A 13,727-nucleotide genomic window follows, 5' to 3' on the forward strand; every position below is an offset into this window, starting at 1 on the left:
CAAATCATCTACACATTTGCACGATAATTGACGTCGGCCGAATACACTTTATGAATTTGTCCGGCGCGATCCTCGATCATCAGCACGCCTTCTTCATCGAGGCCGATTGCCTGGCCCTCCAGCTTTTGCGAGATCGTCTGCACCGTCACCCAGCGGCCGATCGAGTAGGAGTTGGCTTCCCATTCGTCTTTCACCCGCTGGAAGCCCTCCTGCAAGTAATGGTCGTACTCTTCCTCGAAGTTTTGGCAAAAGCGCTGGATGAACGCGACGCGCTTGACCGGGGTGCCCGACTCGATTCGCAACGACGTGGCGATCGAAAGCAGCTCTTCCGGGAAGTCAGCCTGTACACTGTTGGCGTTCAGCCCGATGCCGATAACCAAATAGTTGACCCGGTCTGCTTCCGCATTCAGCTCGGTCAAAATTCCGCACACTTTTTTATCGCCAATGAAAATGTCGTTCGGCCATTTGATTTTGACCGTTAGTCCGGTTTCTTCCCGAATCGTCCTCGCGACGGTCACCGCCGTCAGCAAGGTCATCTGCGGCGCTTTCGGCAACGGAATCGCAGGACGGACGATCAGACTCATCCAGATGCCTGTCCCTTTCGGAGAGTGCCACGGACGTCCCAGCCGCCCTTTGCCGCCTGTCTGCTGTTCCGCCAAAACAAGCGTGCCTTCCTGCGCCCCTTTTGCCGCCGCCTCATGCGCGAGCGGCTGCGTCGAGACGACCTCGTCGTGGGCGATGACGTGCTGTCCGATCCTTGTCGTGGCAAGCCCTGCCATAATTTCCGCGGCTGACAGCCGATCCGGCGCGGCCAGCAGACGATAGCCCGACTTGCGAACCGCCTCGACCTCGTAGCCGTCCCGCCGCAACTCTTCTATATGCTTCCAGACGGCCGTTCGCGAGCAGCCGCACGTCTGGCTCAATTCTTCGCCAGAGATAAAGCGCCCTGGCTGGTCGCGAAATGCTTGAAGAATGACCTGTTTAATGTTCATCTTGCGCTACCTCTTTCTTTGCAGCTTCGATTAGAGCCTCCGGCGTGTTCGGCAAGCCGTGGAGAGCTGTCTGCGCAAGCAGCGCCCGAAGCACGTGGACAATCCACTCGCCCGCTTTCTTTTGCAGCGCGACTTGCAGGTCAAGCCCTGTCACCGCCAGCTCCTTCATCGTTTTCACAGGCATGGCCCGATACTGTTCGACCAATGTCTGCATCAGGCTGTGCGTCTGCGCTGGCTGCTTCCACCAGCAGCTTTGCAATATCCCGGCAAGCTGTTCGCACGTGTCCCAGCCGGCATCAAGCAGCAACTGTCCCCACTCGACAGTCTCGGGCGCGTCCCATTTTGGCTGGATGCGCTCCAACAGCTCCACAAAGCCGACGATCGTCTCCGTCTCCCGTTTGGACATCCGCAGCGACTGGCAAAACGCTTTGGACTCCGCCGCAGTAAAACGCGCCGCATAGAGCAAAAGCGACCATTTTTGCGCCAGACTCTCCACATGGACAGCCCGCCAAAACTCGGAAGCCGCATCGCGAAACAGCCGCTGCAAGCCAGGAGCGTACCCGAACAGCCCTGTTTTGTTAATCAACGCGCAGCCGATTTGCGGCGAATCGCTGGCGAGCATTTTGTTCAGCTCTTCGCGGACGCGCTCCACCGCGATATGCGACAGGAGCGGAGCCGTCTGTTGCATAGCGGCAAGCGTCTGCGCCTCGATGGAAAAGCCAAGCTGGGAGGCGAACCGTACCGCCCGCAACAACCGCAGCGCATCCTCGCGAAAACGCTCCAGCGGCTCGCCTACGGCCCGCACCAGCTTTTGCGCGATATCCGCCCGCCCGCCAAACGGGTCCTGCAGCTCTTTTGCGCGGTTCATCGCCATCGCATTCATCGTAAAGTCTCTGCGTTCAAGGTCCAGTCTCAGCTCGGAAACGAACTGGACATCAGCAGGACGGCGGTAGTCTTCATACTTGCCTTCCGTCCGGTACGTCGTCACTTCAAAAAACTGCCCTTCGATTCTCACGGACACCGTTCCATGCTTGAGTCCGGTCGGGACGTGATCGGGAAACAAGCGGATGACGTCGCTAGGATGGGCATTCGTACATATATCTATATCGTGCACCGGCCGAGACAACAGCCAATCGCGGACGCAGCCGCCGACATAATACGCTTCAAAGCCGTGCTTCTCCAACGTTTCCAGAATCTGGTTAGCCAGATGGAGCGTCATGCCACTTCCCCCCTTTCTCGCATGGTTCACCTGATTACATAAGGAGGCGATACGCATGAGATTTTTGTATGGGCTCTTTATTTTCGTATCCAAACTGCATCAACTGGCGAAAAGCAATCTGTCCCGCCAGTGAGCGTGACCGTTTGCGGCAAAAAAGCTTACCCGAGCAACTTTGTATAGAGAGCCTCGTACTGGGAGGCAATCGTCTCGTGACAAAACGTTTTGCAGGAGCGCTCGATGCTGTTTGCGGAAAACTCGCGGTACAACGCTTCGTCTTGCAACAGGCGAATCGCTGCCTGCGACATGCCTTCGACATCCCCAATCGGGCGCAAAAAGCCATTGACGCCGTCGACCACGACTTCGGGTATCCCGCCGGCAACCGTCGCCACAACAGGCACGCCGCAAGCCATCGCTTCTAACGCAACGAGCCCGAAGCTTTCTTTTTCCGACGGCAACAGCATCAGGTCGGCCATGGACAACACTTCCGCGACGTCTTCCTGCTTGCCGAGAAAACAGACATCGTCCGTCAAATTTTGCTCGGCAATCTGCTTGCGGACCGCCCCCATTTCCGGCCCTTCGCCAATCAGGATCAACCGGGCAGGCATTGCTTCCTTGACCCGCGCGAAAATCTCAATGACGTCCGGGACACGCTTGACCGGGCGGAAGTTGGAGATGTGCATGAGAATTTTTTCACCATTCGGCGCGAACACCTTTTTCAGCTTCTCTACTTCTTTTGGATAGTAGCGGCGCTTGTCGACGAAATTGTACACGGGAACGATTTCTTTTTCGACGTGCAGCAGCTCTTTTGTCTGCCTGATTAAGTCTTTGGACACAGCCGTCACCAGATCGCTGCGCTCGATGCCAAAGCGGATCATGTCACTCAGGTTCGAGTCATAGCCCAAAACGGTAATGTCCGTCCCGTGCAAGGTCGTCACGATTTTCAAATGATCCCCGACCATCTGCTTCGCTAAAAACGCGCACAGCGCATGCGGCACGGCATAATGTACGTGCAGTAAGTCCAGGTTTTCCGTTTTGGCCACCTGCGCCATCCGGTTTGCCAGCGTCAAGTCGTAGGGAGGGTATTTGAATACATCGTAATGGTTCACTTCTACTTCATGGTAAAAAATGTTCGGGTGGAAGGCACCGAGGCGAAAAGGCATCCCGCCCGTAATGAAGTGCACCTGATGCCCCCGCTCCGCCAGCAGCTTGCCTAGTTCCGTCGCAACGACCCCGGACCCTCCCAGCGATGGATAACACGTAATCCCGATCTTCATTTCTTAGGTGTCACTCCTTCTCACAAGCTGGTCAATACATACGGCGCAGCGCTGACAAACCCTTCGGCATAACGGACGCCTGCCTGCTGCCCAAACAACCGCTCGCGGTACTCGACGGATTCGAGATACCCGTTCGTGAGCGGTGTTTGCACGCTGCCTTCTTCCAGCTCGAACTGGCTGCGGTAGCAACGGAGGACTTCCATTTTTTGCGGAAAAACCGTAGTAATATCGACCACGACCTGCGGCGTTACCGTCGAATTAATAAAATAGTACAGAAATTGAGCGGGACGATACGTCGGCAGCTCCGGATCGGGCATGTACTTGCGGATGCCCGCGTTGAAGATGGCTTCGCGCACGATGCGGCTTACGCTCTCATGGTCGGGATGGCGATCGGAAAAATACGGGGCGAGTACGGTGCGCGGACGCGTCTTCCGAATCAGCTTCACCACACGCTCGATCGCTTGCTCCCTGACAGCTTCCAGCCCGCGGTCAGGCAATCCGAAATTGTAGCGCGCACACACTCCGAGCAGCTTGTCGGCCGCAGCCGCTTCCTGCTGTCTGCGCTCCACCGTACCGTTGGACGACAGTTCAGCGTAAGTCAGGTCGAGAATCGCTGTCCGTTTGCCGGAAGCTGCCGCCAATAGCAGGCTGCCTGCCGCCCCGATCTCCACGTCATCGGGATGGGCGCCAATCGCCAAAATGTCGAGTTCGCGTGTACTCATGCTTCGTTCTCCTTGTGCAGCACGTCACGCCAAGCCAGCTCTCCCCGTTCCAGCGCCTTGAGCATAATCTCCGCAGAGCCAAGGTTGGTGGCAAACGGAATTTTGTGCACATCACACAGTCTCAAAAGCGCGATAATATCCGGTTCGTGCGGCTGGGAGGTAAGCGGATCGCGCAAGAAAATAATCAGGTCCATCTCGTTTTTGGCAATCATCGCGCCAATCTGCTGATCGCCGCCTAATGGGCCGGACAAAAACCTGGTGAGTTTCAGCGAAGTGGCATCCATGATTCTTCCGCCCGTCGTTCCTGTGGCGTACAGCTCATGCTCCGCCAGGATGGATTCGTAGGCCATGGCCAGTTGGACAATCTCTTCTTTCATTCGATCATGGGCAATCAATGCTATTTTCACGAGAAACTCTCCCTTATGTCTCGATAGAGATCGCTTTTTTAATCAAACGTTTAATCAATCAGATGTTCCAAACCGTAGATCAAGCCATACATACTCATGACGGCCTTAATCGCCAAATTAACGCCTGGCATAAACGACTCGCGGTTGATCGAATCGTGGCGAATGGACAACGTTTGCCCGGTCGAACCGAACAGCACTTCCTGGTGAGCGACCATTCCCGGCAAGCGCACACTGTGGATGCGGAAACCTTCGTACTCCGCTCCCCGTGCGCCGGGAATCGTCTCTGCTTCTTCCGGGTGCCCCTGCTTCAGCTCCTGGCGTACCGCGGCGATCATCTCCGCTGTCTTCAACGCTGTACCGCTCGGCGCATCCAGCTTGCGATCATGGTGCAGCTCGATGATTTCCACATGCGGCATATATTTGGCTGCCATCGCGGCAAATTTCATGCACAAAATAGCGCCAATCGCAAAGTTCGGAGCGATGATGGCACCAAGCCCCGCCTCTTTGTAGCGATCTGTCATTTCCTGCAACTGCTCTGGAGTCAAGCCCGTAGTCCCGACCACTGGCCGCACCCCATGGGCCAAACACAGCTCCATGTTTTTGTAGACGCTGTGCGGCGTGGTAAAATCGACGAGCACATCCGGCTTCATTTCTTCCATCTGTTTGTTGATTTCTTCGCTGCCAAGGCGAGTATCCAAATTTCCGGTGTAGATCAACTGCGCGTCCTGCGCCAGCATTTTCACTACTTCCTGGCCCATGCGGCCATTTGCGCCTGCAACCGCTACGCGAATCTGTTTATCCATGTTGGTTGTTCTCCTCAATTCTTGTCCAGCGATCTTTATCGCGTGTGTTGAATTTGTGCATAATACGATCAAACGCTTCCTGCAGGTCGATGCCAAGCGAGTTCGCGAAGCAGATCACGATAAAGAGCACGTCTCCCAGCTCTTCCTCGACGGTTTTCTCGCCTTCGTCTTTCTTCTTTGGCTTTTCGCCGTAAAAGTGATTGATCTCCCGCGCCAGCTCCCCGACTTCTTCGGTCATGCGCGCCAGCATGGAAAGCGGCGAGAAATACCCTTCCTTGAATTGCGATATGTATTGGTCCACTTCCTGCTGCATTTCCTGCATGGTTTTTTGCCGTTCCATCTGCCCACTCCTTTTGTTTTTCATCCTTCTCTCTTTCACCTATCGTACACAAAAAGGCTGCGTTTGCCAAATCTCAATACTTCGTCTTCCAACATATGGACAATCAAATAATCGTTCATTTATAATGGCTTTCGGATGGCCCTAAGGTATTGAGTATTTCGCCCGCACTACTGCACAACATGTCGGACGATCAACAGCGTCATTTTTCGCTCCGGCAAAACAGGAGGACACTATGAACATACGTTGGAAGAGCATCATCGCTATCATTATCGGTTCTGCCATTATGGGATTCGGCATTAACGCCTTCAATATCCCCAACCACCTTGCCGAGGGCGGGATCACGGGGATCAGCATTTTACTCAAGCTGTTGTTTCCCGCTATCGACCAAGGGATCGTCTTCTTCGCCCTGAACGTGCCGCTGTTCATTTTAGGATGGAAAATTCTCGGCCGCACTGCTTTTTTCTATACTATTTTAGGGACCGTTTCGCTCTCTGTCTTCCTCTCGGCGTTTGATGGCGTGCTGCCGCTCGTGATGCACGATCGTCTGCTCGCATCCTTGTACGCCGGCGTGGCTGTCGGTGTCGGTTTGGGCATTATTTTCCGCTACGGCGGAACGACTGGCGGCGTTGACATCATCGCCCGATTGCTGCAAAAGTACATGGGCGTGAGCATGGGAAGAACGCTGTTTTTCGGCGACATCCTCGTCATCGGCGCTTCGCTCGTATACTTGAACCTGGAGAGCGCGATGTACACGCTCGTCGTCGTGTTTATTGCCGCCCGCGTCATCGACTTTTTACAGGACGGTGCCTATGCCGGAAAAGCGCTGACGATCATTTCCAACCACGCAGAAGAAATCTCCCGGCAAATTCTCGATTTGGGCCGAGGCGTAACGCTCCTGGCTGGTAAAGGCGCATACTCCGGCGAAGAAAAGAAAGTGATCTACGTCGTCGTCGGCCGCAACGAGGTCATGCGCTTCAAAACGATCGTGCAGGAGATCGACCCGCACGCATTCGTCATCGTCAACGATGTTCACGAAGTGCTCGGCGAAGGCTTTACGCTTGATGAAAACAAGAAGCCTTTGCATGACTAAGCGTGACGCGAGTAAGGAAGGCCGACATTGCACCAAAAATAAAACCTTGCCTGTTTTTCGGCAAGGTTTTTTTGTATGCGCTTCGCTTCATTAGGCAGAACGGATTTCCCCGTTGTATTTTTTCCAGGCCACGTACGCCAAGGCAGCGACCAACGCAATTGAGATCGAAAACAGGATCGCCAGTGGCGAGTCAGGCCGCATCATCAGGCGGGCAAACGTACTTTTCTCCTCGCCGACAAACGCTGTCTGGATCGAGCCGTTCAAATCGCGCAAAGCTTCCCTGACGAGCTGCCAATCCATTTGCGCGTTTCGCATCTCTTTGGAGATGACGTCATACGCCGCAGAGATGGAAGCGAGCTGATCCTCGGGGAGTTGGATGCTCATTCCCGGTTTGATCGCCAAAAACAGGCGGTAGTTTTCATCAAACTGCTCGCGGAACTGGTTGTAATTGCGTTCCACGGCGGATTGCTGCAAATTTTGCACCTGTGTCACAAGGGATGGATAATAGCTGCGCCACATCGGCTGATGCTCGTGCGTCAGGGAGTCAATCGCTACACGAACCTGCGTGGCGTGCCACAACAACTGCTGCTCGCTTACGTTCGTGGAGGCAAAGCTTTTTTTAGCCGCCAAAATCGATTGGGTAACCGCGTTCAGACTTTCAATCCGAATCGGATAGGTCAAATGCTGGTTGGGAAACTTCTCAGCCAGTTGGATAATCCGCTGCTGCGCTCCTTCGAGATCCCCTTTTTTGGCGTAGGTCAAAAATTCATTCGCGATCTGATCCAGTGCCACTAGCTGCTGCTCCTCGATCGGCTGGTTCAGCTTCGAGTACAGGCTGTGGATCGGCCACGACAAAAACAGCCCGATCGCGAGAAAAAACATTAAAAAGCGGATGTTTTTCTTCAACGCAAAAAACCTCCTTCCCCTAGTACAGCCTATGGAAAGGAGGACAAGATTAGACCTTGTTTATCGTGTGCTTTGTGTTTACGAGCCAGATGACGGATATGGAAATCAGGCTGAGAAGCACGGTAAACAGTCCCACAAAACCTTCGTACGGGTCAAGCACACTCGGCAACCACGGATGGATGTCCATGACGTAATCCAAAAAGTCGTTGTTCAGTGTCCACAAGGCAGCGATCCCCACTGGCAGGATGCTTAATTTGTAAAAGCGTGCATACAAAACTGATTCAACCGCCATGCCTGCATGGGAAAAGATTAACATCACATCTGTCCAACGCACTTCATTCCCCATCATCCAACCCGCTAAGATGATGCAGACGGCCCATACACCGTACTTGAAATTGGTGATTCCTGCCAACGCTTCTAGTACCGGGATATGGCGACCCAACAAATAAGTAAGGAGTACCAGCGTGAATAGTCCACTACCTGTCGGGCTGTCTGGAACAAAAGGAGTCAAGTACGCTGGCGTTTCTGCCAGTTGGTTTTTATACCAGATGAATCCGTATATAGTTCCCAGCAGGTTTACGATAAACAGCGTCCATAGAAACCATCTTTTCCCCAAAGAATGTATAAACCACTCCCATATCCAGATCATGTTTATCGTCTCCCGCTGTGTACGCCGCTAAAGAAAAAGCTGACCGCATCGTCAGCCAGCTTTTTCCTTATTAGCTTATTTCAAGGTTGCCATGTATTCAGCAAGCTTAGCGATTTCCGCATCATCCTTGATTAAGCCGCCTGGCATTCCAGGTGCTTTCCCGTTTTTGATGATGTCGGCAATCTGCGTTGCATCGTATTTTTCACCGATCTTCTGGAGATTTGGCCCCATGCCACCCTCCATGTTTTTGCCGTGGCAACCCATGCAGCTTGTTTGCGCTTTCCAAACTGCATCTGCTGTAAAGCTGGTATCAGCAGGTGCAGGCGCAGCCGCGCTGGAGCCGCCGTGACCAGCACCGCCACCATCTTTGCTGGACGGATGGTTGAGGGAGTGCTCATGATCGGCTGCCCAAGTGAGGTAGAAAATCCCTACGAGAGCTGTCAGCATCAAGCCTGTAGCAACCGGACGCTTGGATGGACGACGCTCTTTGCTGGTGTCCAGCCAAGGCGCGAGCAGCAAAGCACCAAATGCGATACCTGGTACAACGATGGTCCCGAAGACTACCCAGTCACCCGCAGCCCAAGGGTATTTCAGCATTTGGTACAGGAACAGGAAGTACCAGTCTGGCAATGGAACGAATGACGTATCATTCGGGTTTGCCTTGTCTGTCAGCGGCGACGGATGGGAAACCGTCAGCACGAGGAAGCCAACCAAGCAAACTGCTGCCACCATCCACTCTTTCAGCAGGAAGTTAGGCCAGAACGGCTCATTTTTTCCCGGAAAATCGGAGTAGGATGGAGAAATGTTAGGGATACGCTTCGCCGATACTCGGGAATCTCCGACGAAGGTAGCATCTTTGTCTTGTTTTGCCATGCTATTTCCTCCTTTTTATCGAAGACCGATTATAGTGGACCCGAGATACCTTGCGAACGAATCATGACAAAGTGTGCTCCCAAAAGGCCGAGCAATGCGCCAGGCAGGAAGAACACGTGAATCGCGAAGAAGCGGGAAAGAGTTTGTGCCCCTACGATGTCTCCGCCTGTCAGCAACATTTTCGCATATGGACCGATGATCGGAACGGAGTTTGCAATCTCCAGACCTACTTTTGTCGCAAAGTATGCGGTGTTGTCCCATGGCAGGAGGTAACCTGTGAAGCCAAGTCCCAGCATGACGAAGAAGATCAGCATGCCCACAACCCAGTTCAGCTCGCGAGGCTTTTTGTATGCACCTGTAAAGAAAACACGCAACGTATGTAGGAACATCATCACGATGACCAAGCTCGCGCCCCAGTGATGCATACCGCGTACGATTACCCCGAACGCTACTTCGTTCTGCAGGTATTTGACAGATTCGTATGCGTTAATAATGTCTGGCACGTAATACATCGTCAAAAACATACCAGACAAGATTTGAATAACGGTAATAAAGAACGTTAGGCCCCCAAAGCAGTAAACGAACGCAGAGAAGTGGTGTGCCGGGTTCACGTGCTCAGGTACTTCGTGGTCGGCCAAGTCACGCCACATTGGAGTGATATTCAGGCGCTCATCGACCCAATCATACATTTTTTGCAACATCTTAGCCGTTCACCCCCGGACGAGGATTTGCCTTTACTTTACCCAAATACAACTTGCCGTCTTTCACTTCTGTTTCATACTCATCAAGAGATGCCGTTGGTGGTGTCCCCAGAATGTGTTCGCCGTTAATGGTATAACGGCCCAAGTGGCATGGACAGAAGTACTGGTTCGGATGATCGGCACTTTCGTTCCAGTTTACTGTACAGCCCAAGTGCTTACAGATCGGGGACAGAGCGAGGATTTCACCCTTGTCATTCTTCGTAATCCATGCAGATAAAGTAGATTCAGATTCATACCAACCGTCCTTGGTATGTACTTTAAACTCAACGCGCTTTGGTTCCGGACCAAACTCATCTGGTGAACCAACAGCCACTTTATCTCCACCTGCATGTCCTTGCAGTAAAGGATCAACCGCAAAACGAATCATAGGGGTAATCATACCCGCAGCAAGGAACCCGCCAGTTCCCATGAGTGCGTAGTTCAAAAATGTACGTCTGGAAATTTCGCGTTTGTCTCCCATCTCTTTTTTCCCTCCTTATCCTGTAAAATAGCGCTACGATGGCGTTTTCATACATATACACTAGGTCAATCCCAATCATAGCTAACGCCTATAAAGATGTCAAGAATGTCCAGTGGACATGTCTGAACCCAACCACCGCCTGCGGAGAGATTGTTGCCATTTTGTCAAAATTTGCTCCTTGTCCCTCCCGTTTTCCTGTAGTATTACCGGAAAACGCTTTCTCTATTGCGCACTCTTTTGCTGCCACAAACGAATAATTTCTTTGGTCAGCACATCGACCGTCACTTCAAAGCGCAACGACGAATCCAAGTCTTCCTCGCCTACCGGAAGCATGAGCGTACTTGCCTCTCCCTGATCGCCAAGCCGGATTTTGTCCCCGGAAAAATGCAGTCCAACGGAAAAAGCGAAGCCCGGCGGCGTCTTTTGCTCCTGCTCCTCCCAGGCGAAGCGATAGCTGAGCGGAAACAACAGAATCCTTCCCTTCAGGCGCTGCTCGATGCCAGCCGCCACATTCAGCAAGTAGTTCATGCGCAGCACGTGCTCTTTTACCTCGATCCCGTCCCGGTACAAATAAAGAGGGAGCAGCGCGGTGTCCACATAAGGCCGCAGCTCCTCCCAATTTTCAAACTCGTTTACATTCCATTGCATAGGGTCGTCTCCTCTTCTTCGCGTAGATTTCCGGAAACTAGCGTACCATGAATCAGCGGAGACTCGCAATATCGCTTCCTGCTAAGGTTCAGGCCTTTTCGTAGGCCATGATTTCTTTCAGTTCGTCTGTCAAGCGGATAAACAGCTCTTTGTTTTTCGTAGCCAACGCCTCATCGATTTCCTGGTAAAGCGCCCGCTTGCGGTATTGACGCATTTGCTCGTCGATTACCATCTCAGAAAGCAACCCGGATACCATTTGATTGTTCGTTCCGTACGCGTTGGAATAGAAATTTGGCCACTCCATACCCATCCCTCACTTCAATAAAATAGTCGTTTCCGTAAAGCCGTTGTATTTTCGAAGCCAAGTCTGGCTCGCATAGGTGGCAGTGTACAACCACTGTTCATGCTCGTCTTGGCCGACTCGAAGCAATCCGAGGTGCACCATCATTTTGCAGACGCGATTGACCAAAATATCTGCGGGTGCATCGTAGTAAAACTCCTTGATCCACGCAAGCAGCGTGTTCATCAGCGATTCCTGCCTTACCCAGCCACCGGCTGCAAGCAGCGGAATCAACTGGACAAGCATCGGCAAATTCGGGATCGCCCGCTTGTACAACCTCATCCAAAAACGGATCACATCGTGGTAGAGCTGATCGGTGTACGGCTGCTCCAGCCGCTCGCGGCCCGCCTCCGTAATCGCCACTTTTCCTTCCGCTTCCTCAATCCACTTGTGGTAGTAGCAGAAATCGTAGAGCAACGAAAACCGGTCCGGGTACACATCGAAGTGAAGTCCGTAGCCAAAGCGCCATTTTTGCGGCAAAAGCGGTTCTTCCTTCACGTACAAAAATTGAAACAACTGCTGCTGATGCCTTTTGTACATGCCTCCTTCGGCCGTAAGCGGTACAGGCTCTTGCTGAAGGAATTGTAAAAATTGCATGATATCGTCGCAGAGAGCCGTTCCTTCATCCCTGTACGCTTCCGGTCCCGGAACGACCAGCGTGTTTTGTTCGCGCCACTGATCGAGCCAGGCTTGTATGTACGGCTCACGGATGTCGAGCGGAATTTGATACTGCCCGATCGTCTTGCTTTTCGCCGGGAAGATCCATCCTCTTTTCATGGCCGCGGCCACGAACTTTCTTGCTTCTTCCTGCTTTTTTTCTTTGGCACTCTCCAGAGCTACTCCCGCTTTGGCCAGCAAATCTTCCAGCGACATGACGGTTCGCTTGTCGAGTAGCAGTTGCAGCAAAAAATGCGTTTCTGCCGAGGATAGCTGGGCTACTTCTTGCGCGATTGTCAACCGATGGCGCAGGCTGGACAAGAGCGAGGTGATTAGCTCGTTTTTGGAATGAGGGTTGCATTCGCATCCGTAGTGATTGGCAATCTGATGGAGCTGCCGGATATCGGTGTACACCAAGATCTCAGCCAAGTTCATCTGTGCATCCCTTCTTTGCGATGGCTTTCTTGTATCCCTCATTCTTGCCAATAAGCGGAAAAATAAACAGGAAGCCACCTGAGTGACTTCCTGTTCGTCGATTTTTTTATGCGCGAGCGTTTTTTTCGCTCTATTCTTCGTCTGTTTCGTGATCCCATTGGTCGTGCAACTGCTGGTATTCTTTCGCCTCGTCGTACCGTCCTGCCTGCGTCAAAAGCGCAATCAGGCGGCGAATCTGGTCGAGGTCGAAGCCGGACAGCGTCACGTATTGCTTCAAGGCGTCGATGGCCTGCTCGGTTTTGCCGAGCGACAAGTAAATGTCTGCCGCCAAAGGGTACGCGGCGACGTATTCCTCGTCAATCGCCTGCAGGGTGGTCACCAGCTCCACGGCTTCCTCCAGACGTCCCACATGGAAGCCCATCAAGGCTGCTCCGTACAGCACTTCCGGCGAGCGATCGAGCACCAACGCCTGGCGGAACACCTGGTACGCCTGCTCAAACTGGCCGCTTTGCGCCAGCGAGCGCCCTTTTGTCAGCAGCAGATCGAGGCTCTCGTGGCCTGCCTCCTCCAACAGCTTCATCGCTACGTCGTCTTCGCCGGTGCGGAAGTACAGATTGCCGAGTGCCGCCAAAATGTCCTGGTTGTCCGGCTCTTTTTGCCTTGCCTGCTCCAGATACTTCACCGCCACCTCATCCAAATCTTGCAGCGCGTACAAATCGGCGAGCAACAGGTCAAGCTGAATGCTTTCGTAGCCCGATTCCTTGCATTCGTAGAGCAAATGCTGCGCGGTTTCAAAATCGCTGGAATCAAGGGCAATTTCTGCGAGCAACAGTTGGCACTCTCTGCGCAAGGAAGGCTCCATGCCCGGATTTTTCTCCAGCACCTCCGACAACAGCTTGCCCGCTACTTCCAAATGTCCCAGCCGGTACCACACCTCGGCCAAATACATCATCACATCCGGAAGATCAGATCCGTGCTCCTGCACTTTTTGCAGGGCGGTCAAGCCCAGCTCCACCTCGTCGTTTTCAATCCGCTTGATTGCCTCGTCTATGACATACAGCCATTTTTTTGGCATCGTGTTCACCTCATATGTATTTTGCTTCGGCCGTATTCTCGATGAATAGCCACAAAAGACCGTCCGAGGACGGTCT

General features: G+C 53.0%; 17 protein-coding genes. 1 reads left to right on the forward strand and 16 read right to left on the reverse strand.

Features of this window, described 5'->3' with window-relative positions:
* Positions 1–8 precede the first annotated feature (8 nt).
* From BA6348_RS16595 to BA6348_RS16625, 7 genes are all read right to left on the reverse strand, one after another.
* The gene (locus BA6348_RS16595; RefSeq protein WP_122953152.1) at positions 9–992 is read right to left on the reverse strand and encodes a biotin--[acetyl-CoA-carboxylase] ligase; all 984 of its coding nucleotides are present in this window, start codon (positions 990–992) and stop codon (positions 9–11) included.
* Positions 982–2,211, reverse strand: a complete 1,230-nt coding sequence (locus BA6348_RS16600) for a CCA tRNA nucleotidyltransferase (RefSeq protein WP_122953151.1) — start codon at positions 2,209–2,211, stop codon at positions 982–984. The genes BA6348_RS16595 and BA6348_RS16600 overlap by 11 nt, the downstream gene beginning before the upstream one ends.
* 158 nt (positions 2,212–2,369) lie before the next feature.
* Positions 2,370–3,485 (reverse strand): N-acetyl-alpha-D-glucosaminyl L-malate synthase BshA, encoded by a 1,116-nt coding sequence (gene bshA, locus BA6348_RS16605; RefSeq protein WP_005831236.1) that lies wholly within the window; start codon positions 3,483–3,485, stop codon positions 2,370–2,372.
* A gap of 20 nt (positions 3,486–3,505) precedes the next feature.
* A complete protein-coding gene (gene bshB1, locus BA6348_RS16610; protein ID WP_005831237.1) occupies positions 3,506–4,207 on the reverse strand; it encodes a bacillithiol biosynthesis deacetylase BshB1 in 702 nt (233 codons plus the stop codon).
* Positions 4,204–4,614 carry a methylglyoxal synthase gene (locus tag BA6348_RS16615; RefSeq protein ID WP_005831238.1) on the reverse strand — a complete coding sequence of 137 codons (411 nt, stop codon included), beginning with the start codon at positions 4,612–4,614 and terminating at the stop codon, positions 4,204–4,206. The genes bshB1 and BA6348_RS16615 overlap by 4 nt, the downstream gene beginning before the upstream one ends.
* A gap of 50 nt (positions 4,615–4,664) precedes the next feature.
* A complete protein-coding gene (gene dapB, locus BA6348_RS16620) occupies positions 4,665–5,417 on the reverse strand; it encodes a 4-hydroxy-tetrahydrodipicolinate reductase (protein WP_005831240.1) in 753 nt (250 codons plus the stop codon).
* Entirely contained in the window at positions 5,410–5,757 is a 348-nt protein-coding gene (locus BA6348_RS16625) for a nucleotide pyrophosphohydrolase (protein ID WP_025843800.1), read from the reverse strand. Before BA6348_RS16625 ends, dapB begins: the two co-directional genes overlap by 8 nt.
* A gap of 232 nt (positions 5,758–5,989) precedes the next feature.
* Here BA6348_RS16625 and BA6348_RS16630 point away from each other — a divergent pair, with 232 nt between their 5' ends.
* Positions 5,990–6,847: a YitT family protein gene (locus BA6348_RS16630; RefSeq protein ID WP_005831244.1), complete on the forward strand. Its 858-nt coding sequence runs from the start codon at positions 5,990–5,992 to the stop codon at positions 6,845–6,847.
* Positions 6,848–6,937: 90 nt separating this feature from the next.
* Here the strand turns inward: BA6348_RS16630 and BA6348_RS16635 are convergent, their stop codons facing one another.
* The 9 genes from BA6348_RS16635 to BA6348_RS16675 form a co-directional block, all read right to left on the reverse strand.
* Positions 6,938–7,753: a sporulation protein YpjB gene (locus BA6348_RS16635; protein WP_026557099.1), complete on the reverse strand. Its 816-nt coding sequence runs from the start codon at positions 7,751–7,753 to the stop codon at positions 6,938–6,940.
* 49 nt (positions 7,754–7,802) lie between these two features.
* Positions 7,803–8,402 carry a DUF1405 domain-containing protein gene (locus tag BA6348_RS16640; protein WP_005831247.1) on the reverse strand — a complete coding sequence of 200 codons (600 nt, stop codon included), beginning with the start codon at positions 8,400–8,402 and terminating at the stop codon, positions 7,803–7,805.
* A 75-nt stretch (positions 8,403–8,477) separates the two neighbouring features.
* Positions 8,478–9,275, reverse strand: a complete 798-nt coding sequence (locus tag BA6348_RS16645) for a menaquinol-cytochrome c reductase cytochrome b/c subunit (RefSeq protein ID WP_005831249.1) — start codon at positions 9,273–9,275, stop codon at positions 8,478–8,480.
* 29 nt (positions 9,276–9,304) lie between these two features.
* Positions 9,305–9,976 carry a menaquinol-cytochrome c reductase cytochrome b subunit gene (gene qcrB, locus BA6348_RS16650; protein WP_005831250.1) on the reverse strand — a complete coding sequence of 224 codons (672 nt, stop codon included), beginning with the start codon at positions 9,974–9,976 and terminating at the stop codon, positions 9,305–9,307.
* Position 9,977: 1 nt separating this feature from the next.
* Complete coding sequence (locus BA6348_RS16655) at positions 9,978–10,496, reverse strand: Rieske (2Fe-2S) protein (protein ID WP_005831251.1); 519 nt, start codon at positions 10,494–10,496, stop codon at positions 9,978–9,980.
* Between the two features lie 222 nt (positions 10,497–10,718).
* Positions 10,719–11,144, reverse strand: coding sequence for a DUF2487 family protein (locus BA6348_RS16660; protein ID WP_005831253.1), 426 nt, complete (start codon positions 11,142–11,144; stop codon positions 10,719–10,721).
* A gap of 88 nt (positions 11,145–11,232) precedes the next feature.
* On the reverse strand, positions 11,233–11,448 hold the full coding sequence (locus BA6348_RS16665) for an IDEAL domain-containing protein (protein WP_005831255.1): 216 nt from the start codon (positions 11,446–11,448) through the stop codon (positions 11,233–11,235).
* Positions 11,449–11,457: 9 nt separating this feature from the next.
* Positions 11,458–12,576: a hypothetical protein gene (locus BA6348_RS16670; protein WP_005831257.1), complete on the reverse strand. Its 1,119-nt coding sequence runs from the start codon at positions 12,574–12,576 to the stop codon at positions 11,458–11,460.
* Positions 12,577–12,706: 130 nt separating this feature from the next.
* Complete coding sequence (locus BA6348_RS16675) at positions 12,707–13,651, reverse strand: tetratricopeptide repeat protein (protein ID WP_122953150.1); 945 nt, start codon at positions 13,649–13,651, stop codon at positions 12,707–12,709.
* Between the last annotated feature and the right edge of the window lie 76 nt (positions 13,652–13,727).

The organism is Brevibacillus agri (assembly GCF_004117055.1).
Taxonomy (GTDB): Bacteria; Bacillota; Bacilli; order Brevibacillales; family Brevibacillaceae; genus Brevibacillus; species Brevibacillus agri.

Excerpts from the sequence above, each read along its gene's own strand:
- BA6348_RS16675 (WP_122953150.1), bottom strand. The coding sequence starts at position 13,651 with ATGCCAAAAAAATGGCTGTATGTCATAGACGAGGCAATCAAGCGGATT.
- BA6348_RS16655 (WP_005831251.1), bottom strand. The coding sequence starts at position 10,496 with ATGGGAGACAAACGCGAAATTTCCAGACGTACATTTTTGAACTACGCA.
- BA6348_RS16670 (WP_005831257.1), bottom strand. The coding sequence starts at position 12,576 with ATGAACTTGGCTGAGATCTTGGTGTACACCGATATCCGGCAGCTCCAT.
- BA6348_RS16600 (WP_122953151.1), bottom strand. The coding sequence starts at position 2,211 with ATGACGCTCCATCTGGCTAACCAGATTCTGGAAACGTTGGAGAAGCAC.
- bshB1 (WP_005831237.1), bottom strand. The coding sequence starts at position 4,207 with ATGAGTACACGCGAACTCGACATTTTGGCGATTGGCGCCCATCCCGAT.
- dapB (WP_005831240.1), bottom strand. The coding sequence starts at position 5,417 with ATGGATAAACAGATTCGCGTAGCGGTTGCAGGCGCAAATGGCCGCATG.
- BA6348_RS16665 (WP_005831255.1), bottom strand. The coding sequence starts at position 11,448 with ATGGAGTGGCCAAATTTCTATTCCAACGCGTACGGAACGAACAATCAA.
- BA6348_RS16630 (WP_005831244.1), top strand. The coding sequence starts at position 5,990 with ATGAACATACGTTGGAAGAGCATCATCGCTATCATTATCGGTTCTGCC.
- bshA (WP_005831236.1), bottom strand. The coding sequence starts at position 3,485 with ATGAAGATCGGGATTACGTGTTATCCATCGCTGGGAGGGTCCGGGGTC.
- BA6348_RS16595 (WP_122953152.1), bottom strand. The coding sequence starts at position 992 with ATGAACATTAAACAGGTCATTCTTCAAGCATTTCGCGACCAGCCAGGG.
- BA6348_RS16625 (WP_025843800.1), bottom strand. The coding sequence starts at position 5,757 with ATGGAACGGCAAAAAACCATGCAGGAAATGCAGCAGGAAGTGGACCAA.
- qcrB (WP_005831250.1), bottom strand. The coding sequence starts at position 9,976 with ATGTTGCAAAAAATGTATGATTGGGTCGATGAGCGCCTGAATATCACT.
- BA6348_RS16645 (WP_005831249.1), bottom strand. The coding sequence starts at position 9,275 with ATGGCAAAACAAGACAAAGATGCTACCTTCGTCGGAGATTCCCGAGTA.
- BA6348_RS16640 (WP_005831247.1), bottom strand. The coding sequence starts at position 8,402 with ATGATCTGGATATGGGAGTGGTTTATACATTCTTTGGGGAAAAGATGG.
- BA6348_RS16660 (WP_005831253.1), bottom strand. The coding sequence starts at position 11,144 with ATGCAATGGAATGTAAACGAGTTTGAAAATTGGGAGGAGCTGCGGCCT.